The organism is Streptomyces sp. GDS52, from assembly GCF_052246875.1.
Classification (GTDB): domain Bacteria; phylum Actinomycetota; class Actinomycetes; order Streptomycetales; family Streptomycetaceae; genus Streptomyces; species Streptomyces cathayae.
Window position 1 is genome coordinate 3,189,283 of the sequence record NZ_CM125966.1, and the last position, 23,289, is coordinate 3,212,571.

Annotated in this window: 22 protein-coding genes; 8 read left to right on the plus strand and 14 right to left on the minus strand. The window is 71.0% G+C overall.

Annotation, left to right across the window (positions count from 1 at the left end):
• Positions 1 to 26: 26 nt before the first annotated feature.
• The 5 genes from ftsH to dacB all read right to left on the minus strand — a co-directional run bounded on the left by ftsH (position 27) and on the right by dacB (position 6,992).
• A complete protein-coding gene (ftsH, locus tag ACTWJ9_RS14455; RefSeq protein ID WP_384208303.1) occupies positions 27 to 2,066 on the minus strand; it encodes an ATP-dependent zinc metalloprotease FtsH in 2,040 nt (679 codons plus the stop codon).
• A gap of 188 nt (positions 2,067 to 2,254) precedes the next feature.
• Positions 2,255 to 2,815 (minus strand): hypoxanthine phosphoribosyltransferase, encoded by a 561-nt coding sequence (gene hpt / locus ACTWJ9_RS14460; RefSeq protein ID WP_279334641.1) that lies wholly within the window; start codon positions 2,813 to 2,815, stop codon positions 2,255 to 2,257.
• Positions 2,816 to 2,876: 61 nt separating this feature from the next.
• Entirely contained in the window at positions 2,877 to 3,947 is a 1,071-nt protein-coding gene (gene tilS / locus ACTWJ9_RS14465) for a tRNA lysidine(34) synthetase TilS (protein WP_279334642.1), read from the minus strand.
• Between the two features lie 257 nt (positions 3,948 to 4,204).
• Positions 4,205 to 5,362 (minus strand): zinc-dependent metalloprotease, encoded by a 1,158-nt coding sequence (locus tag ACTWJ9_RS14470; protein ID WP_279334643.1) that lies wholly within the window; start codon positions 5,360 to 5,362, stop codon positions 4,205 to 4,207.
• Positions 5,363 to 5,432: 70 nt separating this feature from the next.
• Positions 5,433 to 6,992 carry a D-alanyl-D-alanine carboxypeptidase/D-alanyl-D-alanine endopeptidase gene (gene dacB / locus ACTWJ9_RS14475; RefSeq protein ID WP_443295794.1) on the minus strand — a complete coding sequence of 520 codons (1,560 nt, stop codon included), beginning with the start codon at positions 6,990 to 6,992 and terminating at the stop codon, positions 5,433 to 5,435.
• Positions 6,993 to 7,119: 127 nt separating this feature from the next.
• Between dacB and ACTWJ9_RS14480 the strand changes: the two genes are divergently transcribed.
• Both ACTWJ9_RS14480 and ACTWJ9_RS14485 read left to right on the plus strand, forming a co-directional pair.
• Complete coding sequence (locus ACTWJ9_RS14480) at positions 7,120 to 7,611, plus strand: inorganic diphosphatase (protein ID WP_064731883.1); 492 nt, start codon at positions 7,120 to 7,122, stop codon at positions 7,609 to 7,611.
• 155 nt (positions 7,612 to 7,766) lie between these two features.
• Positions 7,767 to 9,524, plus strand: a complete 1,758-nt coding sequence (locus tag ACTWJ9_RS14485) for a threonine/serine ThrE exporter family protein (protein ID WP_279334645.1) — start codon at positions 7,767 to 7,769, stop codon at positions 9,522 to 9,524.
• A 71-nt stretch (positions 9,525 to 9,595) separates the two neighbouring features.
• Here the strand turns inward: ACTWJ9_RS14485 and ACTWJ9_RS14490 are convergent, their stop codons facing one another.
• Complete coding sequence (locus ACTWJ9_RS14490) at positions 9,596 to 10,576, minus strand: DedA family protein (RefSeq protein WP_279334646.1); 981 nt, start codon at positions 10,574 to 10,576, stop codon at positions 9,596 to 9,598.
• 136 nt (positions 10,577 to 10,712) lie between these two features.
• Between ACTWJ9_RS14490 and ACTWJ9_RS14495 the strand changes: the two genes are divergently transcribed.
• Complete coding sequence (locus tag ACTWJ9_RS14495; protein ID WP_279334647.1) at positions 10,713 to 11,078, plus strand: YbjQ family protein; 366 nt, start codon at positions 10,713 to 10,715, stop codon at positions 11,076 to 11,078.
• 63 nt (positions 11,079 to 11,141) lie between these two features.
• On the opposite strand, the gene ACTWJ9_RS14500 is transcribed toward ACTWJ9_RS14495, so the two are convergent.
• A complete protein-coding gene (locus tag ACTWJ9_RS14500; RefSeq protein WP_279334648.1) occupies positions 11,142 to 11,912 on the minus strand; it encodes a MerR family transcriptional regulator in 771 nt (256 codons plus the stop codon).
• Positions 11,913 to 12,060: 148 nt separating this feature from the next.
• Here ACTWJ9_RS14500 and ACTWJ9_RS14505 point away from each other — a divergent pair, with 148 nt between their 5' ends.
• Together ACTWJ9_RS14505 and ACTWJ9_RS14510 are read left to right on the plus strand one after the other, a co-directional pair.
• Positions 12,061 to 13,347 (plus strand): ion channel protein, encoded by a 1,287-nt coding sequence (locus ACTWJ9_RS14505; protein ID WP_443295795.1) that lies wholly within the window; start codon positions 12,061 to 12,063, stop codon positions 13,345 to 13,347.
• Positions 13,348 to 13,425: 78 nt separating this feature from the next.
• Complete coding sequence (locus ACTWJ9_RS14510; RefSeq protein ID WP_443295796.1) at positions 13,426 to 14,835, plus strand: glutamate decarboxylase; 1,410 nt, start codon at positions 13,426 to 13,428, stop codon at positions 14,833 to 14,835.
• Positions 14,836 to 14,838: 3 nt separating this feature from the next.
• Here ACTWJ9_RS14510 and ACTWJ9_RS14515 read toward each other — a convergent pair whose 3' ends face one another.
• The 6 genes from ACTWJ9_RS14515 to ACTWJ9_RS14540 form a co-directional block, all read right to left on the minus strand.
• A complete protein-coding gene (locus ACTWJ9_RS14515; RefSeq protein ID WP_279337967.1) occupies positions 14,839 to 15,597 on the minus strand; it encodes an ABC transporter permease in 759 nt (252 codons plus the stop codon).
• Between the two features lie 5 nt (positions 15,598 to 15,602).
• Positions 15,603 to 16,568: an ATP-binding cassette domain-containing protein gene (locus ACTWJ9_RS14520; RefSeq protein ID WP_388707518.1), complete on the minus strand. Its 966-nt coding sequence runs from the start codon at positions 16,566 to 16,568 to the stop codon at positions 15,603 to 15,605.
• A gap of 74 nt (positions 16,569 to 16,642) precedes the next feature.
• Positions 16,643 to 17,284 carry a PadR family transcriptional regulator gene (locus ACTWJ9_RS14525; protein ID WP_279334652.1) on the minus strand — a complete coding sequence of 214 codons (642 nt, stop codon included), beginning with the start codon at positions 17,282 to 17,284 and terminating at the stop codon, positions 16,643 to 16,645.
• Positions 17,285 to 17,309: 25 nt separating this feature from the next.
• Positions 17,310 to 17,858, minus strand: coding sequence for a DinB family protein (locus tag ACTWJ9_RS14530; RefSeq protein ID WP_384202649.1), 549 nt, complete (start codon positions 17,856 to 17,858; stop codon positions 17,310 to 17,312).
• Positions 17,859 to 17,997: 139 nt separating this feature from the next.
• Complete coding sequence (locus ACTWJ9_RS14535; RefSeq protein WP_279334654.1) at positions 17,998 to 19,458, minus strand: aldehyde dehydrogenase family protein; 1,461 nt, start codon at positions 19,456 to 19,458, stop codon at positions 17,998 to 18,000.
• A gap of 91 nt (positions 19,459 to 19,549) precedes the next feature.
• The gene (locus ACTWJ9_RS14540) at positions 19,550 to 20,374 is read right to left on the minus strand and encodes a helix-turn-helix domain-containing protein (protein ID WP_279337968.1); all 825 of its coding nucleotides are present in this window, start codon (positions 20,372 to 20,374) and stop codon (positions 19,550 to 19,552) included.
• A 383-nt stretch (positions 20,375 to 20,757) separates the two neighbouring features.
• Between ACTWJ9_RS14540 and ACTWJ9_RS14545 the strand changes: the two genes are divergently transcribed.
• Complete coding sequence (locus tag ACTWJ9_RS14545) at positions 20,758 to 21,237, plus strand: ATP-binding protein (protein WP_443295797.1); 480 nt, start codon at positions 20,758 to 20,760, stop codon at positions 21,235 to 21,237.
• 78 nt (positions 21,238 to 21,315) lie between these two features.
• Here ACTWJ9_RS14545 and ACTWJ9_RS14550 read toward each other — a convergent pair whose 3' ends face one another.
• Positions 21,316 to 21,615: a DUF397 domain-containing protein gene (locus tag ACTWJ9_RS14550; RefSeq protein WP_279334656.1), complete on the minus strand. Its 300-nt coding sequence runs from the start codon at positions 21,613 to 21,615 to the stop codon at positions 21,316 to 21,318.
• Positions 21,616 to 21,970: 355 nt separating this feature from the next.
• Here ACTWJ9_RS14550 and ACTWJ9_RS14555 point away from each other — a divergent pair, with 355 nt between their 5' ends.
• Both ACTWJ9_RS14555 and ACTWJ9_RS14560 read left to right on the plus strand, forming a co-directional pair.
• Positions 21,971 to 22,540, plus strand: a complete 570-nt coding sequence (locus ACTWJ9_RS14555; protein ID WP_443295798.1) for a hypothetical protein — start codon at positions 21,971 to 21,973, stop codon at positions 22,538 to 22,540.
• 94 nt (positions 22,541 to 22,634) lie between these two features.
• Positions 22,635 to 23,195 carry a DUF4232 domain-containing protein gene (locus ACTWJ9_RS14560; protein WP_443295799.1) on the plus strand — a complete coding sequence of 187 codons (561 nt, stop codon included), beginning with the start codon at positions 22,635 to 22,637 and terminating at the stop codon, positions 23,193 to 23,195.
• The last annotated feature ends 94 nt before the right edge of the window (positions 23,196 to 23,289 follow it).

Consider the following 23,289-nt stretch of genomic DNA (forward strand, 5'->3'; position numbering starts at 1 on the left):
GGCCCGGGGGCCGCCGGGAGAGCCGGTCAGCTCTCGGGGCGGTCCTCCGGGGTCCGCTCGGGCGCCGGCGCGGGTTCCGCGGCGGTGCTCTTCACGGTGGAGATGGCCGGCGTCGCACCGTTCGCCCCGTTCGTCAGTGCCAGCTCCTTGGGGGAGAGCACCGGCGGACGGGTGGACGGCGTACGGCGGGAGGAACCGGTCCAGGCGGGCCGGGGCGGGCGCTTGACGATCGGCGCGAAGATCTCGGCGATCTCCTCCTTGCCCAGCGTCTCCCGCTCCAGGAGCGCGAGGACCAGGTTGTCGAGCACGTCCCGGTTCTCGACCAGCATCTCCCACGCCTCGTTGTGCGCGGTCTCGATGAGCTTCTTGACCTCTTCGTCGACCAGCGCGGCGATCTCTTCCGAGTAGTCGCGCTGGTGAGCCATCTCACGTCCGAGGAACGGCTCGGAGTTGTCTCCGCCGAACTTGATCGCGCCGAGACGCTCGGTCATGCCGTACTGCGTGACCATCGCGCGGGCCAGACCGGTGGCCTTCTCGATGTCGTTGGCCGCACCGGTCGTCGGGTCGTGGAAGACGAGCTCCTCGGCCGCCCGGCCGCCCAGCATGTAGGCCAGCTGGTCCAGCATCTCGTTGCGCGTGGTCGAGTACTTGTCCTCGTCCGGCAGCACCATCGTGTAGCCGAGGGCACGGCCCCTCGACAGGATCGTGATCTTGTGGACGGGGTCGGCGTTCGGGGAGGCCGCCGCGACCAGGGCGTGTCCGCCCTCGTGGTACGCGGTGATCTTCTTCTCCTTGTCCGACATGATCCGGCTCCGCTTCTGCGGGCCCGCGACCACACGGTCGATCGCCTCGTCCAGCATGTGGTTGTCGACCAGCTTCTGATCGCTGCGCGCGGTCAGCAGCGCGGCCTCGTTCAGCACGTTGGCCAGGTCGGCACCGGTCATGCCGGGGGTGCGCCGGGCGACGGCCGCCAGGTCGACGTCCGGGGCGACCGGCTTGCCCTTCTGGTGGACCTTGAGGATCTCCAGCCGGCCCTGCATGTCCGGGCGGTCGACCGCGATCTGGCGGTCGAAACGGCCGGGCCGCAGAAGGGCCGGGTCGAGGATGTCGGGCCGGTTCGTCGCGGCGATGAGGATCACACCGCCCTTGACGTCGAAGCCGTCCATCTCGACGAGGAGCTGGTTCAGGGTCTGCTCGCGCTCGTCGTGACCACCGCCGAGGCCGGCGCCGCGGTGGCGGCCGACCGCGTCGATCTCGTCGACGAAGACGATCGCCGGGGCGTTGGCCTTGGCCTGCTCGAACAGGTCACGGACCCGGGAGGCACCGACACCGACGAACATCTCGACGAAGTCGGAACCGGAGATCGAGTAGAAGGGGACCCCGGCCTCGCCCGCGACGGCACGCGCGAGCAGGGTCTTGCCGGTTCCGGGCGGGCCGTACAGCAGCACGCCCTTGGGGATCTTCGCCCCGACGGCCTGGAACTTCGCCGGCTCCTGCAGGAACTCCTTGATCTCGTGGAGTTCCTCGACCGCCTCGTCCGAGCCCGCGACGTCGGCGAACGTCGTCTTCGGGGTGTCCTTGGTGATGAGCTTCGCCTTGGACTTGCCGAACTGCATGACGCGGGAGCCGCCGCCCTGCATCTGGTTCATCAGGAACAGGAAGACCACGACGATGAGGACGAAGGGCAGCAGCGACAGCAGAATGCTGACGAACGGGTTCTGCTTGGACGGCGAAACCGTGTAGCCGTCCGGGATCTGCTTGTTCTGGTACTTGTCCTGCAGCGTGTTGGCGATGGTGACGCCCTGGTCACCGATGTAGCTCGCCTGGATCTTCGAGCTGTCCTCGATCTTCTCACCGGACTTGAGCTCGACCTTGATGATCTGCTCGTCGCCGGTGGTCAGCTTGGCCGACTCGACTTTGTTCTGGTTGATCGCCTGGACCACCTGGCCGGTGTCCACCGTCTTGTAGCCGCCGGACGAGCCGACGACCTGCATCAACACGACCACGGCGAGGACGGCCAGCACGATCCACATGACCGGCCCACGGAAGTATCGCTTCACGTCCATCCATACGGAGCGGTGCCGCCCCGTCCCTCCTGCCATAGTGAGTTTGATAAAGACTGTTCTTCGGACGGTACCCCAGCATCACCCGCCGAAGCGGCGTGAGACTGCCGACAATCGCGTCCACGCATGCTCCAACGGAGCGGAACCCGCCGGGGTTCCCGATCTGCATACGGCGTTCCGGGCCGGGTGACTCAGCCGCCGTAGACGTGAGGCGCGAGCGTACCGACGAACGGGAGGTTGCGGTACTTCTCGGCGTAGTCGAGGCCGTATCCGACGACGAACTCGTTGGGAATGTCGAAACCGACCCATTCCACGTCGATGTTGACCTTGGCGGCCTCGGGCTTGCGCAGCAGCGTGCACACCTTGAGGGAGGCGGGCTCGCGCGAGCCGAGGTTCGAGATCAGCCACGACAGGGTCAGGCCGGAGTCGATGATGTCCTCGACGACCAGGACGTGCTTGCCCTTGATGTCGGTGTCGAGGTCCTTGAGGATCCGCACCACACCGGAGGACTGGGTGCCCGCCCCGTACGAGGATACGGCCATCCAGTCCATGGTGACGGGGGTGGACAGCGCTCGGGCGAGGTCGGCCATGACCATCACGGCGCCCTTGAGAACTCCGACGATCAGCAGTTCCTTGCCCGCGTACTCCGCGTCGATCTTCGCGGCCAGCTCAGCCAGCTTGGCGTCGATCTCTTCCTTGCTGATGAGCACCTTCTCGAGGTCGGCACCCATGTCTTTCGCGTCCACCCGCATCACTTTCGGTCGTCCCAGCGGCTGTCCCGTACCGTCCGCGGCGTTGCCGGGGGTACGTTTTTCAGCCTTGCCGAATCACCAGTCTGCCACCCTGGCGGCGGGCGACGACCCGGCCGGGCAGATTGATGGCCCCCTGACCGCGCCAACCGGTGATCAGCCGGTCGACCTCCTCGATGTGCCGGGCGAACAGCGAACCGGCCGGGGCTCCCGCGTCGATGGCGGCCCGGCGCAGCACACGGCGGCGCACGGCGGGCGGGAGGGCGTGGAGCCCGGCGCATTCCAGGCGGCCGTCCGCGTCGCGGACGCCGGCCTCGGCCCGGCCGGCCCAGGCGTCGAGTGCGTCGGCGTCGTCGCGGGAGAGCTGGGCCGTCCGGGCGAGCGCCTCGACGACGCCCTTGCCGAGCGCCTTCTCCAGGGCGGGCAGGCCCTCGTGACGCAGTCGGGAACGGGTGTAGGCGGGGTCGGTGTTGTGCGGGTCGTCCCAGACGGGGAGAGACTGGGCCAGGCAGGCCGTGCGGGCCGTCTGCCGGTCGAGCCGGAGGAACGGCCTGCGGTAACGGCCGGCGGCCCCCGAGACCGCGGCCATTCCGGACAGGGAACGGATGCCGGAGCCGCGGGCGAGGCCCAGCAGGACGGTTTCCGCCTGGTCGTCGCGGGTGTGTCCGAGCAGGACGGCGGCGGCCCCGTGCCGTTCGGCCGCGGCGTCGAGGGCGGCGTAGCGGGCGTCGCGGGCGGCCGCCTCGGGTCCGCCTTCGCGGCCGACGGTGACGGCGACGGACTCGGCGGGTGCGAGGCCCAGTTCGCGCAGGCGCAGGATCACTTCGGCGGCGCGCAGATCGGAGCCGGCCTGGAGGCCGTGGTCGACGGTGACGCCGCCGGCCCGCAGGCCCAGCCGCGGGGCCTCGAAGGCGAGGGCGGAGGCGAGGGCCATGGAGTCGGCGCCGCCGGAGCAGGCCACGAGCACGAGGGGGGACGGCTCTCGGTTGTACGGGGGGGCGTACGCGGGGTCGTGCGGGGACCGGCCGGGGGTGCGGCCGGTTTCGTCGGGGGTTCGGCTGTGTTCGTCGAGGATGTCGTGGAGGACGCGGCGGACCGCCAGGCGTATCGCCGCGACCGCAGGATGGGGACCCATGTCCGGTTCCCTTCATGAAGTTGTCAGAGGGCGTGGGCTCGAGTCGGTCACTCAGAGTGTGTAGATGGTGACAGAGTCGGGCCGTTACCCGAGCATTGCACGCCTACTCTTCGCTCACGGTCCCTCGGACGGGTGATTACCGGGTCATCCGCCTGCCGTCGGCCGGATCGGCTCCCTGGCGGACGCGCGCCGACTGCACGAGGAGGGACGCGCGCCTGCCTCGCGCCGGGCGCGCGCCGGGTCCACGACCACCGGGTTCACGATTCGGGTTTGCGGTGCACGCGCGTGATCCATTCCGCCGGTTTGGCGATCTCCGCCTTGGTGGGGAGCGTGTTGGGCGAGGTCCACACCCGGTTGAAGCCGTCCATGCCGGCCTCGTCGACGACCGCGCGGACGAAGCGTTCGCCGTCGCGGTACTGACGGAGCTTGGCGTCCAGGCCGAGCAGTTTGCGCAGCGCCAGGTCCAGGCGGGAGGCGCCCTTCGCACGGCGCTGCTGGAACTTCTCGCGGATCTCGGCGACGCTCGGCACGACCTCGGGTCCGACGCCGTCCATCACGAAGTCGGCGTGCCCCTCCAGCAGGGACATCACCGCCGTGAGGCGGCCGAGGATCTCCCGCTGGGCGGGGGTCTGCACGAGTTCGACCAGGGAGCGTCCCTCGTCGGCCGCCTCGCCCTCCTCCCCCTCGGGGCGGCCTCCGGCGAAGGACTGGACGGCCTGGCGGACGCGCTCCAGAACGGTCATCGGGTCGACGTCGGTCTCCGCCAGGAACGACTGGATCTCGCCCTCCAGGTGGTCCCGCAGCCAGGGCACGGCGGAGAACTGGGTGCGGTGCGTCTCCTCGTGCAGGCACACCCACAGCCGGAAGTCGTGCGGGTGCACGTCGAGTTCGCGTTCGACGTGGACGATGTTGGGGGCGACGAGCAGCAGCCGGCCGCCGCCGTTCGGGGCGTCGGCGGGGCCGCCGGCCGGCAGGTCGCGGGTGGCGGGGGCGAAGGTCTCGTACTGGCCGAGGACGCGTGAGGCCAGGAAGGACAGCAGCATGCCCAGTTCGACGCCGGTGACCTTGCCGCCGACGGTGCCGAGGAGCGCCCCGCCGGGGGAACCGCCGCGCCGTTCCTGCATCTTGTCGAGCAGCGGTTTGAGGAGTTCGCGGAAACCGGCGACGTTGGCCCGCACCCAGCCCGGGCGGTCGACGACGAGGACCGGGGTGTCGTGGATCTCCTCGGTGCCCAGCCGGGTGAAGCCCCGGACGTGCTCCTCGGACGCCTTCGCGTGCCGGCGCAGTTCCGTGACGACGGCCCTGGCGTCGTCACGGCTCACATCGGGGCCCGGCCGCATGAGCCGGGTCGCGGTCGCGACCGCGAGATCCCAGTCGACCATCCCGGAAGAGGCAGCACCACCGAAACTCGTCATGGTGCAACGGTACGTGAGTACGGCGGTGCGGGGCAGGGCGAAGAGGCGGCCGTCCCGGCCGCCCCGCGGGTCACCGGCAGCCGCACGCCGCCAGGGCCGTGGCCGCCCTGTCCAGGGCCGTCTGGGCCGCCGTGAGGTCGCTGGTGCCGGTCGCCAGGAAGGCGAAGGCGAGCAGTCGGCCCTCCTCGTCGACGACGGTGCCCGCCAGGGTGTTGACGCCGGTGAGGGTGCCCGTCTTGGCGCGGACGAGGCCGGCCGCCCCGTCGGCGTAGCGGCCGGTGAGGGTGCCGGTGAAGCCCGCGACGGGCAGGCCGGTGAGGACGGACCGCAGCTCGGGGCGGGCGGGGTCGGCGGACTTCACCAGCAGCGCGGTGAGGAGGCGGGCGGTGAGCCGGTTGTTGCGGTCGAGCCCGCTGCCGTCCTTGAGCACGGTCCCCTCCAGGGGGACCCGGAGCTCGGCGAGCCGGGTGCGGAGGGCGGCCGCGGCGCCCGCGAAGTCGGCGCGTTCGCCGGTCGCGATCGCGGTATGGCGGGCGAGGGCCTCGGCGAGGTCGTTGTCGCTGTTGGTGAGCATCCGTTCGACCAGGGTGGCGAGCGGAGGAGAGGACACCGTGGCGAGGGTGCCGGCCCGGGTCGTGGACTTCGACGGGCCGGGCGGTGTGGCCTTGACGCCGTGCGCCTTCAGGAACTCGCCGAACTTCCGCGCCGCGTCGGCCGCGGGGTCGGCGACGCGGTTCGCGGGGCCGCTGACGGAGTCGTCGACCCGGGCCTCGTCGGCCATCAGGGGGGTGACGGTGGCGATGTTGGGGTTGATTCCGATCGGGTGCCTGTCGCCGCCCGGGTAGAGGGTGGTGTCGTAGGACAGGGTCACCTCGCGTACGCCGCGTTCGGCCAGGGCGGCGGCGGTCCGCCCGGCGAGGTCGCGCAGGCTCGCCGAGCCCGTGTCGTTCTTCTCCCGGGCGGTGAGGGTGGGGTCGCCGCCGCCGACGAGGATGACCTCCTTCGTGTCGGGTTCGAAGGTGGTGCGGGTGGTCAGGCGGTGGTCGGGGCCCAGCGCGGTGAGGACCGCGGCGGCGGTGACGATCTTCGTGGTGGAGGCGGGGGTGAGCGCGTCGCCGGAGCCCTGGGCGTACAGCTCTCCGCCGGTGGAGACGTCGACCACGACGGCGGAGTGACGGCCCAGCTCCGGGGCCTTCAGCAGCGGGGTGAGGATGCCGGCGAGGGCCTTGCCGCCGGGCGCCGACCGCGCGGTGGCGGCGCCGCCGAGACCGGCGAGCACGGAGGGGGCGCTGGGCGCCGCCCGGGGGCCGCGCGGCGGCGTGCCGGCGTTGCCGCGGGTGCCACCGTGATCTGTGCCACGCACGGCCCCCAGGGCCACGGCCCGGTCCCGCTCGGCCGTACGCTGACCGGTGGAGTCCCAGGGACCCGCGGCGGTCACCGCACCGGCGGCCAGTGCCATCCCGGTGGCGGCCGCGACCACGGTGAACCGCCAGGTCTTCGGCCAGGTGCCCGGCCAGGCCACCGGCCGCGCGATCCGTGGCCCGGCGGCCGTGACGACACGCGCCAGACGCGGCCGTACGGTCGCCGCGACCCGTGCGAGACGCGGTCGTACGGCGTCCGCGACCCGCACGACATGCGGTCTCGCGGCCCGCCAAGGCCTCAGCTCTGGCACGACCACCAGCCCCTTTCGCGATCACACACCTGCGTGAGGGACACTTAATCACCAGAACTATGTGCTGATCATGGAGGAGCGTCCGGTGGAGTTCGACGTCACGATCGAGATCCCGAAGGGTTCGCGGAACAAGTACGAGGTGGACCACGAGACGGGTCGGATCCGCTTGGACCGTCGACTCTTCACCTCGACCGCCTACCCGACCGACTACGGCTTCGTCGAGAACACCCTCGGCGAGGACGGCGATCCGCTGGACGCGCTGGTCATCCTCGACGAACCGACGTTCCCCGGCTGCCTGATCCGCTGCCGCGCGATCGGCATGTTCCGGATGACGGACGAGGCCGGCGGCGACGACAAGCTGCTCTGCGTCCCCTCGACGGACCCGCGCGTGGAGCACCTGCGTGACATCCACCACGTGTCGGAGTTCGACCGTCTGGAGATCCAGCACTTCTTCGAGGTCTACAAGGACCTGGAGCCGGGCAAGTCGGTGGAGGGCGCCAACTGGGTCGGCCGGACCGACGCCGAGATCGAGATCGAGCGGTCCTACAAGCGCTTCAAGGAGCAGGGCGGCCACTGAGCCCGTTCCCCACGAGACGCGCGACGGGGCGCACGCGGACGCGTGCGCCCCGTCGCGCGTCTCCGTGCGCATACTGGCCCCTGGGGGTCCGTGCACCGGGCCCCGACGGGGAAGGCAGGGCCCACGGACGGCGTCGTACAGGGAGCGCAACGCAGGTGAGGGACACGCAGGAGCGCAAGCCGCAGTCGGACGAGGCGAGGAGTGCCTTCAACGCTCCCGCGGGGGCGGCGGCCCCGGCCGACTCGGAGTCGGCGACGACGTCGGAGTTCGCCGTCCCGGAGGGACTGGAGGTCTCCCCGGCCGGCACGGAGTCCGAGACGACCTCCGAGTTCACCGTTCCGGAGGGACTGGAGCTCCCCCCGGTCGGCACGGAGCCCGACACCACCTCCGAGTTCACCGTTCCGGAAGGGCTGGAAACCGCCCCGCAGCCGGCCGAGGTGGAGGGGTCGGCGTTCAACCCGCCGAGCACGTACAGCGCCCAGCAGGCGCCGGCGGCGTTCACCCCGCCCGGCGGGATGCCGTCCATCGCCCTGCACCGGGACGTGCCCTGGCAGGACCGGATGCGCACGATGCTGCGCATGCCGGTGACCGAGCGGCCGGCGCCGGAGCAGGTGCAGCGGCACGACGAGGCGGGGCCGGCCGTGCCGCGCGTACTCGACCTGACGCTGCGTATCGGTGAGTTGCTGCTGGCGGGCGGCGAGGGCGCGGAGGACGTGGAGGCGGCGATGTTCGCCGTCTGCCGCTCCTACGGCCTGGACCGCTGCGAACCGACCGTCACCTTCACCCTGCTGTCGATCTCCCATCAGCCGTCCCTGGTGGACGACCCGGTGACCGCGTCGCGCACGGTGCGCCGCCGCGGCACCGACTACACCCGCCTCGCGGCCGTGTACCAGCTGGTGGACGACCTCAGCGACGACGAGACGCACATCTCCCTGGAGGAGGCCTACCGGCGCCTCGCGGAGATACGCCGCAACCGGCACCCCTACCCCGTCTGGGTGCTGAACGCGGCGAGCGGACTGCTGGCGGGCTCGGCCTCGATGCTGGTGGGCGGCGGGTTCCTGGTGTTCATCGCCGCCGCGGGCGGTGCGATGCTCGGCGACCGGCTGGCCTGGCTGCTCGCCGGGCGCGGGCTGCCGGAGTTCTACCAGTTCACGGTGGCCGCGATGCCGCCGGCCGCGATGGGCGTCGCGCTGACGCTGGCCCACGCGGACGTGAAGGCCTCGGCGGTGATCACCGGCGGGCTGTTCGCCCTGCTGCCCGGACGGGCCCTCGTCGCGGGGGTGCAGGACGGTCTGACCGGCTTCTACATCACCGCCTCCGCGCGGCTCCTGGAGGTCCTGTACTTCTTCGTGGGCATCGTGACCGGCGTGCTGGTGGTGCTCTACTTCGGGGTTCAGCTGGGCGCCCAGCTGAGCCCGGACGCGGCACTCGTCCTCACCGAGCGGCCGGTGTGGCAGATCGCCGCGTCGCTCGGGCTGTCGCTGGCCTTCGCGGTGCTGCTCCAGCAGGAGCGGTCCACGGTGCTGATGGTCACCCTCAACGGCGGGGTCGCCTGGGTGGTGTACGGCGCGATGTACTACGCGGGCGACATCTCACCGGTGGCCTCCACGGCCGTGGCGGCGGGGCTCGTGGGGCTGTTCGGGCAGTTGCTGGCCCGGTACCGGTTCGTTTCGGCGCTGCCCTACACCACGGCGGCCATCGGCCCCCTGCTGCCCGGTTCCGCCACGTACTTCGGTCTGCTGGCGATCGCCCAGAACGAGGTGGACGCGGGGCTGGTGTCCCTCTCGAAGGCGGTGGCGCTCGCGCTGGCCATCGCGATCGGGGTGAACCTCGGTTCGGAGATCTCCCGGCTGTTCCTGCGGATCGGCTCCGCCGAGAAGCGCAGGGCGGCGAAGCGGACCCGCGGCTTCTGACGCCGGATGCCCGGGTCCTCGGGACCCGGGCATCCGGCGGTGCGTTCGGCGGTGCTGTTCGGCGGTGCGGCTCAGTAGCCCTGGTTGTAGGGCTGCTGCCGGTTCTGGTCCGGCCCGTGGCCCTGGGGGTGCCCCTGACCCTGGCCCTGGGGGTGCCGCGGGTCGAAGTACGGGTCGTAGCCGCCCTGGCCGTTGCCGTACGGCGGCTGGGGCTGCGGGCTCTGGGGCTGGGGGCTCTGCTGCTGCGGGTAGCCCTGGTTGCCGTAGGGCTGCTGGGGCTGCTGGGCCCGCTGCGGCGGCTGACCGTCCGGGGTGATGCGGCGCAGCTGGGTCGTGGCGTCGTCCATGACCGGCGGCTGGGCGTACGGGGTCTGCTGGTCGTACCGGTTGTGCTGGTCGTGCTGCGGGGCGGCCGGGTCCTCGGCGGCGGCGCGCTTCTTCTTGCCGCGTTCCCGCAGGTACTCGACGATGATCGGGACCACCGAGAGGAAGACGATCAGGATGAGGATCGACTCGACGTTGTTCTTGATGAAGGAGATCTGGCCCAGCCAGTAGCCGGCGACCGTGATGCCCGAGCCCCAGGCGACGCCGCCGATGACGTTGTACGTGAGGAACGTGCGGTACTTCATACGGCCGGCGCCGGCCGTGATGGGGGCGAAGGTGCGCACGATCGGCACGAAGCGGGCCAGGACGATCGCCTTGGGGCCGTACTTCTCCATGAACTCGTGGGCCTTCTCCAGGTTCTCCTGTTTGAAGAGCTTGGAGTTGGGACGGCTGAAGAGCTTGGGTCCGAAGAACTTGCCGATCATGTAGCCGACCTGGTCACCCAGGACGGCGGCGATCACGATCAGCGTGCACACCAGCCACAGCGGCTGGCTGATGTAGCTGCCCTCCGCCACGAAGAGGCCCGCCGTGAACAGCAGGGAGTCACCGGGCAGGAACGCGAAGAATCCGGACTCGGCGAAGACGATCAGCAGGATGCCGGTCAGGCTGAAGGTCTCGATCAGATAGTCCGGGCTCAGCCACTCGGGGCCGAGCGCAAGGGTGGTCACGGGATTGTGGCTCCTGCTGCTTGAGGGGGACGGGCGAGGCTGGCTGCCAAAACCTATCAACGCAGCCGTCCCGGCCCGGGTTCCACGGGGCGTACCCAGGATTGCACCGTGCCTCCTCCCCGGCGAAGCTGGGGCCATGGGCATCGAAGAGTACGGCGGTGGGCAGGGCCCCGGGCCCGACGTCCTGGTGGTCACGACGAACGACGTCCCGGGGCACCGGGTGCAGGAGGTCATCGGCGAGGTCTTCGGGCTGACCGTGCGGTCCCGGCACCTCGGCAGCCAGATCGGCGCCGGTCTGAAGTCGATGATCGGCGGCGAGCTCAAGGGGCTGACCAAGACGCTGGTGGAGACCCGGAACCAGGCCATGGAGCGCCTGATCGAGCAGGCACGCGCGCGGGGCGCCAACGGCGTACTGGCGTTCCGTTTCGACGTCACGGAGGCGGCGGACGTGGGCACCGAGGTGTGCGCGTACGGCACGGCGGTGGTGCTCGTGCGCGAATGACGACCGCGCGGGTGCGCCGCCCGTCCCCCGACAGGACGGGCGGCGCACCCGCGCGGTACGGGCTCAGCCTCCGTGCCGGGCCGCGTTCGCGACGATCGCGTCGCGCAGGTAGACCGCCAGACCGGGCCGGATGTCCTCGTACGTCCGGGTGAAGCGCGGGTCGGCGACGTACATCTCGCCCAGGCCGGTGTGCATCTCGTGCCCGCAGTCGTAGTACGCGCGGGTGATGAACCGCCGGTGCTCCTCCGCCGTGTCCATCGCCTCCTCGGCGTCGGCCGGCACCCCGGCCGCCATCAGGTCGGCCATGCGCAGATGGAGGGCGTCGAACTCCTCGGTGACGCGTTTCCAGTCGTCCTTGGTGTAGGACGCGGTCCGCTGCCGGGACTGCCGGTAGGCGTCGGTGCCGCCCCAGCGCTCCCGCACCTCGTCCTCGTACTGGTCCGGGTCGAAGTCCCCGAACACCTCGAACTTCTCCTCGGGCGTGAGATCGATGCCCATGTGGTGTGCCTCCATGGCGTGCTCCACGGCCGCCGCCATCTTCCGCAGCCTTTCGATCCGGGCGGTCAGCAGGTCGTGCTGCCGGCGCAGGTGCGCGCGCGGGTCTGCCTTTCCGGTGGCCTGATCGTCGAGCAGGGCGGCGACCTCCTCGAGCGGGAAGCCGAGCTCCCGGTAGAACAGGATCTGCTGCAGCCGGTCGAGGTCGGCGTCGCTGTAGCGCCGGTGCCCCGCGCGGTTGCGCTCGCTCGGGGCGAGCAGGCCGATGTCGTCGTAGTGGTGCAGGGTGCGCACCGTGATCCCGGCGAAACCGGCGACCTGTCCCACGGAGTAGCTCACTTCCGCTCCCTTCTCGGTACGCACTCCACCCTGGGACCTCACGCCACGTGAGGTGCAAGTCGGTTTCCCGGACTTGACACCACAACCGCCTCATCCGTTTCGTTCGCTTTGCCCGCATGTGGCGGCTTGATCCGTCTATCGTGTGCGCGTGGCCCAGGACAGCGTGCAGCAGGAACCCTCCACCGCCCCGGCGACCCGGGCACGCGACCTGCTGCCGACCGTCGTCCCCGCGCTGGTCGTGGGGGTGGCGGCGAGCCTGCTGCTGGTGGGCGTGAGCCGGGCGGCCGAGGAACTCCAGGACGTGCTGTGGCAGAACCTGCCGGACGCGCTCGGGGTCGGCGGGTACTCCGTGCTGTGGATGTTCGTGATGCTCGTCGCCACCGGGATCGCGGTCGGTCTGGTGGTGTGGAAGGTGCCGGGCCACGCCGGCCCCGATCCGGCGACCACCGGCCTCGAGGCCCCCGTGCTGCCGCCCGTGGTGCTGCCGGGGCTGCTGCTGGCCACCGCCCTGATGCTGGCCGGCGGGCCGAGCCTCGGGCCCGAGAACCCGATCATCGCCGTGAACGTCTCCCTGGCGGTCCTGCTGGGCACCAGGGCGTTCCCCCGGACCCAGGAGCACGGCTGGGTGGCGTTGGCGGAGGCGGCGACGATCGGCGCGCTCTTCGGTACGCCGGTGGCCGCGGCGCTCGTCATCTCCGAGGCGCTGACGGGCCGGCAGGTCAGGGGACAGCTCTGGGACAGTCTCTTCGCGCCGCTGGCCGCCGCGGGGGCCGGTGCGCTCACCGTCTCCCTGGTGTCGCGGCCGAGCTTCGACCTGGACCTGCCGCCGTTCGGCCGGCCCGGCTGGGCGGACCTGCTGTCGTCGCTCGCCGTCGCCTCGGCGGGCGCGCTGCTCGGCCTGTGCGCCGTCTACGCCTTCCCGTACGTCCACGGGGCGTTCCGGCGGCTGCGGCACCCCTTGCTGATGCTTCCGGCCGGCGGGGTGGTGCTGGGCGCGCTGGCGGCCCTGGGCGGGCATCTGACGCTGTTCAAGGGGCTCGACGAGATCACCGTGCTGGCGGCCGACCCCGGAGGCTGGTCGGCGGGCCAGTTCGCCACGATGACGGTGGTGAAGCTGGCCGCCCTGCTCGTCGCCGCGTCCTGCGGGTTCCGGGGCGGGCGGATCTTCCCGGCCGTGTTCGTCGGCACCGCGCTCGGGCTGTGCGCCCACGCCCTGGTGCCCGGGGTGCATCCGGCGGTCGGTGTGTCGGCGGGGGTGCTGGGGGTCCTGCTGGCCATCACCCGCCAGGGCTGGGTGAGCCTGTTCGTCGCCGCCTTCCTGGTCGCCTCGCCGGGCATCCTCGCCCTCCTGTGCATCGCCTCGCTCCCGGCCTGGCTGCTGGTGACGGGACGCCCGCTGATGCAGCTGCGACCGGACGGAACCTCCGCCCGATGACCCCCCGCCCTCCCCCTCTCACCCCTCTCGCCCCTCTCACTTCTTTCACCGTCACCGCACGAACCCCCGGAGGCACCCATGCCGCTGCACACCAAACCCCGGCGCGACGAGCGCCCCTTGTCCGTCAACCCCTTCCTGGGGGCGGCGAACCCCGTCGGGGACATGACCGAGGCGCCGCCCAAGCACCGGATGCCCGACACTCCGATGGCGCCCTCGACGGCGTATCAGCTGGTGCACGACGAGCTGATGCTGGACGGCAACGCGCGGCTGAACCTGGCCACCTTCGTCACCACCTGGATGGAGCCGGAGGCCGGCGCCCTGATGGCGGAGTGCCGGGACAAGAACATGATCGACAAGGACGAGTACCCGCGCACCGCCGAGCTGGAACGGCGGTGCGTGTCGATGCTCGCGGACCTGTGGCACGCGCCCGACCCGGCGGCCGCCGTGGGCTGTTCGACGACCGGCTCGAGCGAGGCCTGCATGCTCGCCGGGATGGCGCTCAAGCGCCGCTGGACGCGGGACAACGCCGGCCGGTACCCGTCGAAGGACGCCCGGCCGAACCTCGTCATGGGCGTCAACGTCCAGGTCTGCTGGGACAAGTTCTGCACCTTCTGGGAGGTGGAGGCCCGCCAGGTGCCCATGGAGGGCGACCGGTTCCACCTCGACCCGCGGGCCGCCGCCGAACTGTGCGACGAGAACACCATCGGCGTCGTCGGCGTCCTGGGCTCCACCTTCGACGGGTCCTACGAGCCGATCGCGGACCTGTGCGCGGCGCTGGACGAGCTCCAGGAGCGCACCGGCCTCGACGTCCCGGTGCACGTCGACGGGGCATCCGGCGCGATGGTCGCGCCCTTCCTCGACGAGGACCTGGTGTGGGACTTCCGCCTCCCGCGCGTGGCCTCGATCAACACCTCGGGGCACAAGTACGGACTGGTCTACCCGGGCGTCGGCTGGGCGCTCTGGCGGAACGCGGACGCCCTGCCCGAGGAACTGGTCTTCCGGGTGAACTACCTGGGCGGCGACATGCCGACGTTCGCCCTGAACTTCTCCCGGCCGGGCGCCCAGGTCGTCGCGCAGTACTACACCTTCCTGCGGCTGGGCCGCGACGGCTACCGGGCCGTGCAGCAGGCCGCGCGGGACGTGGCCACGGGCCTCGCCGAGCGGATCGGGGCACTCGGCGACTTCCGGCTGCTGACCCGGGGCGACGAACTGCCGGTGTTCGCGTTCACCACCGCGCCGGAGGTGACGGCGTTCGACGTCTTCGACGTGTCCCGGCGACTGCGGGAGAACGGCTGGCTGGTGCCCGCGTACACCTTCCCGGCGAACCGTCAGGACCTGTCGGTGCTGCGGGTGGTGTGCCGCAACGGCTTCTCCGAGGACCTCGCCGACCTGTTCGTCGAGGACCTGACCCGTCTCCTCCCGGACCTGCGCCGGCAGCCGCGCCCCCTCACCCACGACAGGAACGCGGCCACCGGGTTCCACCACTGACCGTCACCGGCTGAGCCGCGCGAACCTCCGTACCGCCAGCGGGAAGAACACGGCGAGCAGGGCCAGGGGCCAGGCGACGGCCGCCCACACGTGCCCCGGCTCGCCGTCGGAGCCGCCGAACAGGTCGCGTACGGCCGTGGCGGTGTGGGACATCGGGTTCCACTGGACGACCGCGCCGAGCCAGCCGGGCATGGACTCGGGCGTGGCGATGGCGTTGGACAGGAAACCGACCGGCCAGACCAGGATCTGTACCGCCTGCACCATCTCCGGCTTCCCGGCCACCAGCGCCAGGTGGATGCCGATCCAGAGCATCGCGAAACGGAACAGCAGGAGCAGTCCCACGGCGCCCAGGAAGCCGGCCGCACTGCCGTGAGCGCGCCAGCCGAGCGCGGTGGCGACGGCGAGGAGCACCGCCAGTCCGAGCGCCGACTGCAGCATGTCGGCGGCGGAACGGCCCACCAGGACCGCGCCGTCGGCCATGGGCATCGAGCGGAAGCGGTCGATGACGCCCTTGTTCAGGTCCTGGGTGACGGCGATCATCGTGCCCTCCAGGCCGAAGGCCATGGTGAGCGCGAGCACGCCGGGGAGCAGGTAGTCGAGGTAGTCGCCGCTCACGCCCCGGCCGCCGCCGATCAGGTAGCCGAACATCAGCAGCAGCATCACGGGGAAGACCAGGTTCACCACCACCGCCACCGGCTGGCGGCCCCAGCGGGCGAGTTCGCGGCGGGTCATGGTCCAGGAGTCGGTCAGGGCGTACGTCATGGTGGTCAAGCGGCCTCCTTCACTCGGTCGTCACGCCCGGTCAGGCGCAGGAACACCTCGTCGAGCGTGGGCCTGCGCAGGGCGATGTCCTCGGCCTCGATGCCCGCCGCCTCCAACGCCCGGACGACGCCGGCGAGGGCCGCCATGCGGTCGGTGACTGGGGCGCTGAGCAGCCGTCGGTCCGGATCCACGGTCACCGTGTCCTTCGGTACGGGCAGCAGGGCGACGGCCGCGCCCAGCTGCCCGGCGTCGCGCAGGACGACATCGATGCGGTCGCCGCCCGTGGCTGTCTTGAGCTCGTCCGCGGTGCCGTCGGCGATGACCCGGCCGGTGTCGACCAGCGAGATGCGGTCGGCGAGCTGGTCGGCCTCCTCCAGGTACTGGGTGGTGAGCAGGACGGTCGTCCCGCCGTCGACCAGGGAACGGACCGAGTCCCACACCTCCGCACGGCCGCGCGGGTCCAGGCCGGTGGTCGGTTCGTCCAGGAAGAGCACCTCCGGTTCGGTGATCAGGGAGGCGGCGAGGTCCAGGCGGCGCCGCATGCCTCCGCTGTACTGCCGTACCGCCTTGCGGCCGGTGTCGGCGAGGTCGAAGCGCGCCAGGAGTTCATCGGCCCGCACGCGGGCGCGCCGCGCGCCCAGGTGGTGCAGCCGGCCGAACAGTTCGAGGTTCTGCCGGCCGCCGAGTTCCTCGTCGAGGGCCGCGTGCTGGCCGAGCAGGCCGATGCGCCGCCGTACCGCGTACGCCTCGCGCACCACGTCGTGGCCCGCCACCTCGACCCGGCCCGCGTCGGGGCGCAGCAGGGTGGCCAGGATCCGGACCAGGGTGGTCTTGCCCGCGCCGTTCGGGCCGAGCACCCCGTGCACCGTGCCGCGCGCGACCGTGAGGTCGAGCCCGTCCAGCGCGGGGCCACTGCTGCCGCCCCGGTATGTCTTGCGTGCTTCCTCGACGATGATCGCCGCGTCGGACACAGAAACTCCCTCACTAGTCAAAGTTGACTACGAATGCGGACCGTACAACCCGACCACCTATTGGTCAAACTTGATTAGCGGGAATCTCCGGGGTGCCGCTCCTCCGTCGCGTACGGGTTCTCCTGGTCCTCGGCCAGGACGCCGACGAACGGCTCGCCCTCCCCGGCGAAGGTGTAGGCCCCGGCCTCGATCCGTCCGACCAGCCCTCTGGTCCACGCGGCCTCGGCGTCGGCCGTGTGCACCCACAGGTTCATGATCTCGCCGATGTGCCCCAGCTGCTCGGGGCCCTCCTCGGGCACGTAGTGCTCGAGGACGGCGGCCCGCCACTCCTCGATGCGCCGGGTCCGCTCCTCGAGCAGCGCCGTCGCCTCCTGTCGTGGCAGATCGACGACGAAGCCGATGGCCGCCGACTTCACGTCCATCTTCTGGTCGTAGGAGACGAGGGCCTCGCGCAGCAGCCTGAAGTACTCCTCGTCGCCCGCCGCCGTGATCTCGTACTCGGTGCGCGGCGGGCCGCCGGCCGTCGAGGGCGCGATCTCGTGCGCGTGCAGCAGTCCCTGCTTCGCCATCTGCTTCAGGGCGTGGTAGATCGAGCCGGGCTTGGCGTTGGACCACTCGTGCGCGCCCCAGTACTCCAGGTCGTTGCGCACCTGGTAGCCGTGGGCCCGCCCGTGCTGACGCACCGCGCCGAGCACGAGGAGACGGATCGCTGACATGCGCCCCAGCGTAGGACGCCACGGCTCACTCCCAGGAGCTGCCCTGCTCCTTGGCGACCAGTTCGAAGGCCGTGGCCCCGTCCAGGGATTCGCGGACGATGTCGGCGTGGCCGGCGTGCCGGGCGGTCTCGCGGATCAGGTGCAGGCACAGCCAGCGCATCGAGAGCCACTCGTCCTTCGGGTTCCAGGACGTCCTCTCCAGCAGGAAGGTGTCGTCGAGGCTGGGCACCGAGCGGATGAACGACTCCGTCTCGGCGGCCACCTTCTCGTAGGACGCGAGAGTGGACTCCACGGTCTCGTCGCCGACCAGTCGGAAGCACTCGTGCCAGTTCGACTCGTCCCGGTGGACGGCCGGCGGCTCGCCCTTGGCCCGGGCGATCCAGCCCTGCTCGACCTCGGCGACGTGCTTGAGCAGCCCGGCCAGGGACAGTTCACTGGCACTGGGGCGGGAGGACGCCTGCTCCTCCGTGAGGCCGAGCAGTGCCCGCCGGATGCCGCCGCGCTGCTCGGCGATGAAGGACAGGAGCGCGCCCCGCTCGTCGCCCCGCTCCTCTGGACCCACGTGAGTGACCATAACCGTCTGCCTTCCGTCGTTCCGCCGCAGGTGGCCCCTGCCGGCTGACACCGACGACGCTAGGGGCCGATGAGGACAGATGCTGTCCTCATCGGCCCGGGCGGGAGGAGAAGGGAGTCAGAAGGAGGTCAGAGGGGGATCAGAACGGGAATCCGCTGCGGCCGTGCTGCACCGAGATCCACTTCGTCGTGGTGAAGGCGTCCAGCATCGTGTCGCCGTTCAGCCGGCCGATGCCCGAGTGCTTCTCGCCGCCGAAGGGGACGATCGGCTCGTCGTGCACGGTGCCGTCGTTCACGTGGAACATCCCGGTGTCGACCTGCTTGGCGAAGTTCACCCCGCGCTCGATGTCACCAGTGTGCACGGCCCCGCTCAGGCCGTACGGGGTGTCGTTGACGAGGCGGACGGCCTCCTCCTCCCCGTCGAAGGGGATCAGGAAGACGACCGGGCCGAACACCTCCTGCTGGAGCAGGGCCGAGTCGGCGGGGACACCGGTGAGCACGGACGGCTCCAGCAGGTTGTCGGTCCGCGTGCCGTGCACCGGCGCGGTCGCGCCCTCGGCGAGCGCCTGCTCGACGACACCGGCCAGGGCGTCCGCCTGCTGCGAGTTGATCACCGGGCCGATGACGGTCTCGGGGTCGCGCGGGTCGCCGACCTTGAGGGACTTCACCTTGGCGACGAACTTCTCGGTGAACTCGTCGGCCACCGCGCGGTCCACCAGCACCCGGTTGGCGGCCATGCAGACCTGCCCCTGGTGGACGTACCGGCTGAAGACGGCCGCGTCGACGGCGTAGTCGACGTCCGCGTCGTCGAGGACCACCAGTGCGCTGTTGCCGCCGAGTTCAAGGACCGAGCGCTTGAACAGGGAGGCGCAGACGGTGGCGACATGACGGCCGACCTTGTCGGAGCCGGTGAAGGAGATGACCTTCGGGACCGGGTGCTCCAGGAAGGCGTCGCCGATCTCCGCGATGTCGGTGATCACGACGTTCAGCAGGCCGCCCGGCAGGCCGGCGTCCTCGAAGATCCTGGCGATCAGCGAGCCGCCGACGATCGGGGTGTTCTGGTGCGGCTTGAGCACCACGCCGTTGCCGAGCGCCAGCGCCGGGGCGACCGACTTCAGCGACAGCAGGAACGGGAAGTTGAAGGGGCTGATCACACCCACGACGCCGACGGGCACGCGGTAGACGCGGTTCTCCTTGCCGTCCACCGGCGAGGGGATGATCCGGCCCTCCGGACTCAACGCCAGGTGCACCGCCTCGCGCAGGAACTCCTTGGCGAGGTGGAGCTCGAAGGCGGCCTTCAGGCGCGTACCGCCGAGTTCGGCGACGATCGCGTCGGAGATCTCCTCCTCGCGCTCCTCGACCAGCCTGAGCGCCTTCTCGAACACCGCGCGGCGGGCGTAGGGGTTGGTCACCGCCCACTGCTTCTGCGCGCGGGCCGCCGCACGGTACGCCTCGTCGACCTCGTCGACGGTGGCTATCGTGATCGACGCCAGCTTCTCGTCGTCGTACGGATTGAAGTCGATGATGTCCCAGGAACCGGTTCCCGGGCGCCACTCACCGTCGATGTACTGCTGGGCCAGGTCGGTGAAGTACGACGACATGTGATCCCTCAACCCCTCGATCCCTCGCTGCCGGACCGGGCCCGCCCCGACCGGCCTCATGCTGCTGATCGTTCGTCATCGTACTTGTGTTTCAAGAGAGTTGAAGGAGTCCTCGGAGAAGGTCCCGGCTCTCCGAGAGCCCCGGGCTGTCCTGCTGGAGCTCCTTGAGCGCCTTCTCGTACTGGGCGACGTCCTCGGCCTTGTCGAGGTACAGCGCGCTCGTCAGCTGCTCCAGGTAGACGACGTCCGACAGGTCGGACTCGGGGAAGCTGAGGATGGTGAACGCGCCGGACTCGCCGGAGTGGCCGCCGAGGCCGAACGGCATGACCTGCAGCCGGACGTTGGGCCGCTCGGAGACCTCGATCAGATGCTGGAGCTGGCCCCGCATCACCTCGCGGTCCCCGTACGGGCGGCGCAACGCGGCCTCGTCGAGGATGATGTGGAACTCGGGGGCGTTCTCGGAGAGCAGGTACTTCTGCCGCTCCAGGCGCAGCGCCACCCGCCGTTCGACGTCGGCCTCGCTCGCGCCCTGCATGCCGCGCCGGACCACCGCGCGCGCGTACCCCTCGGTCTGCAACAGGCCGTGCACGAACTGCACCTCGTACACCCTGATCAGCGTGGCGGCGCCCTCGAGGCCCACATAGGTGGGGAACCAGCTGGGCAGCACGTCCGAGTAACTGTGCCACCAGCCCGCGACGTTGGCCTCCCGGGCCAGGGCGAGGAGCGAGGCGCGCTCCTGCTCGTCCGCGATGCCGTACAGCGTCAGCAGGTCCTCCACGTCCCTGGTCTTGAAGCTCACCCGGCCCAACTCCATCCGGCTGATCTTCGATTCGGAGGCGCGGATCGAATACCCCGCGGCCTCTCGCGTGATCCCCCGAGCCTCACGCAGTCGCCTGAGTTGTGATCCGAGCAGCATGCGCCGCACCACCGATCCCGGCTCTCCCGCGCTCACGTTCGCCAGCCTCCCCAACGTCTGCCAGGGCCCGAAGTCTGCCACTAAAACACTCCGAGCAGTACTCGGGCGGTTACGGAAACGGAATCGAGCCAGGGGTTCCGTTCGGGAAGGAACACGGTTCGGACAACAGGAGGGGCTGAGGGGACGGAAAGACGACGGAAAGGTGACGGAAAAATTGACCAACAAGCGGTACGGGAGGGGCGATTTCGGTCAGCTGCACGTGCATCTGCCCTTGCATCTGCCTTGCGCATCCGAAACCATGGCCTTCGCACCACCGCCGTATCGCCGTATCGCTACGACCGCGAATTCCGGGAGTGCCTCGCATGGGGACGAATGGATCGACCATGCTCGAGCCGTTACGGCAGGGCCTTCCGCCGCTGGACCCCGCGGCCGTGTCCGACGCCGCCTCCTGCTCCTTCCCCGCCCGCTACGAGGCGGTGCGCGAGGCCCGCCGGTTCACCCGGAAGACCTGTGACCAGTGGGACGTGGGCGACCGTTTCGACGATGCGTGTCTGGTCGTCTCCGAGCTGGTGACCAACGCCCTGCGGCACGGCATGCCGGCCGCGGCGCCACGGCTGACGGGGCAGGAACCGCCGGTGCGGCTGCACCTGATGCGGTGGACCGGGCGGCTGGTGTGCGCGGTGCGCGACCCCAGCCACGACAGTCCCGTCGCCGGTGCGGCGGGCGACTTCTCCGCCGAGTCGGGCCGCGGACTGCTGCTGGTCGAATCGCTCAGCGACAGCTGGGGCTGGCAGCCGACGAGGGGGGCGCTCGGCGGCAAGGTGGTCTGGGCCCTGTTCCGGCTGCGCGATCCCGTCGTGTGACGCGACGCCGCGCGCCTGGACACCGTCTTCCCTCTACGCGCGTCACCGCCCCGGAGCCGGGGACGGAGGGCCGCCGGGTCAGCCGGCGACGAGGTGGTCGAACTCGCCGTCCTTGACGCCGAGCAGCATCGCCTCGATCTCCGCGCGGGTGTAGACGAGCGCGGGCCCCTCGGGAAAGCGGGAGTTGCGCACCGCCACCTCACCCCCGGGCAGCCGGGCGAACTCCACGCAGGATCCCTGCGAATTGCTGTGCCGGCTCTTCTGCCAGACCACGCCGTCCAGCCCGGTGGCCGCCATGCCGTTGTACACGCGGGACGCGCCGGCGCCGTCGTACACGTCCCCCTCGTACACGTCGCCGTCGTACACGTCGTGGTCCACAGGTCGCTCCCCGGTGTGCACTGGCTGGTGTGGCCATCGATGCAGTGGTCAACTGATCCGGATCATAGCTTTGTTCATGTGCAAACGCATGGGCAGATGCACGTGCACGCGGGGTGCTCCTGCGGTTACAGCGTTGCCGCCGGGCCTGCCGGTCCCCGTCTGGAAGTGAGACGCACACAAGGGCTCTCCTGTTCCCTTGTGTGTCTTCGTGTGTCCTTCAGTGCCCTGCTTAGTCCTGCAAGCGGTCTCTTTTTCGGTGCGCGGTGTCACCGGGGTGGTCGGGCGCCGGGTACGTCCTGTTAGCTGACTCCGGCCGTTCCGGCCGACGGGGCCGACCACAGCTAGGGGGCTTGCGGTGACATCGGTGGATCAGGGCATCGCGGGGGCGTGCGCCGCGTCGGGCCGACGCATGCGGATCGCGTACGCGGCCCTGGGGCTGGCCGGCGCGCTGGTGCTCGCCGGGTGCGGCGGTGACGGCGGCTCCCGCGACGACTCCGCGCCCGGCGCCACGCCGTCCGCGCCGGCCACACCGTCCACGTCGGCCGCCACGGCCGCCCCCGGGTCCGGCGGCACCGGGTCCGGCGGTCCGGACGCGACCGGCGTCCCCGCGGGCAGACTGGAGGGCAGCTGGCTCACCACGGCCGGGGGCAAGGCCGTGATCCTGATGTTCACCGGCGACCAGGCGGCCCTTTTCACCATGGGCGGCACCGTGTGCAGCGGCACCGCGCGGGAGGACACCGGGGCCTCGACGATCAGCCTGAAGTGCCCGGACGGCAAGGCGGACCGGACGAGCGGCACGGTCACCTCCGTGAGCGGGTCCACCCTGAAGGTCACCTGGCAGAGCCCCCTCGGCACCGAGACGTTCACCAAGGCCGAGGGCGGCCGGATGCCGCAGGGGCTGCCGACCGCGGGGCTGGGGTCGTAGGGCCCGCCCGGCGGGCTCTGCCCTCCGGGTGCGCCGGAAGGGCTTCCCGGGTGTGATGATCTGGGGGCTGCTCCACGACCTCAGGGGAATCATCATGCGCGCCATGCCGACCACCGTCACCGCCGTCACCGCCCTCCTCCTGCTGACCGCCTGCGGCGGCGAGGGCGGTGGAGACAAGGCGAAGGACGACGCGAAGCAGAAGCAGGAGAGCGTGGCCTGTTCGATGGCGAAGGTGAGCCTGGAAGTCGGCCCCGCGAGCGAGGCCCCGGCCGCCGGTGACACCGGCGAGGTCCCCGTGGACCTCGTCAACCAGGGCCCCGCCTGCATCCTGGACGGCTTCCCCGAGGCGAGCCTGGTGGCGGCGGAGGGCGAGCCTGTCGCGCTGTCACCGACGGACGGCGCCACGGCCCAGAAGCTGACCCTGGCCGAGGGCGGGTCCGCCTCCTTCACCGTCACCTATGTGCGCGGACCGGAGGACGCCGGCCAGAGCCTGGACGTGAAGACCCTGGAGATCGGCCTCCCCGGCGCCACCGACACCCGCGCGTTCCCCTGGTCGTACGGCCCGGTGGCGCACCAGGGCGAGGGCGAAGGCTCGGGAACGGGAACGGGCGCGGCCGACGCGTCCGTGAGCGCCTTCCAGCGGTCGGGGGACTGAGCGGCCAGGAGACCGGACAGGCGGCGTCTGGGCGGGCGATGACCGGACAGGCGATGACCGGGCGGGCTGCGACCAGGCAGGCGGTGACTGGCGG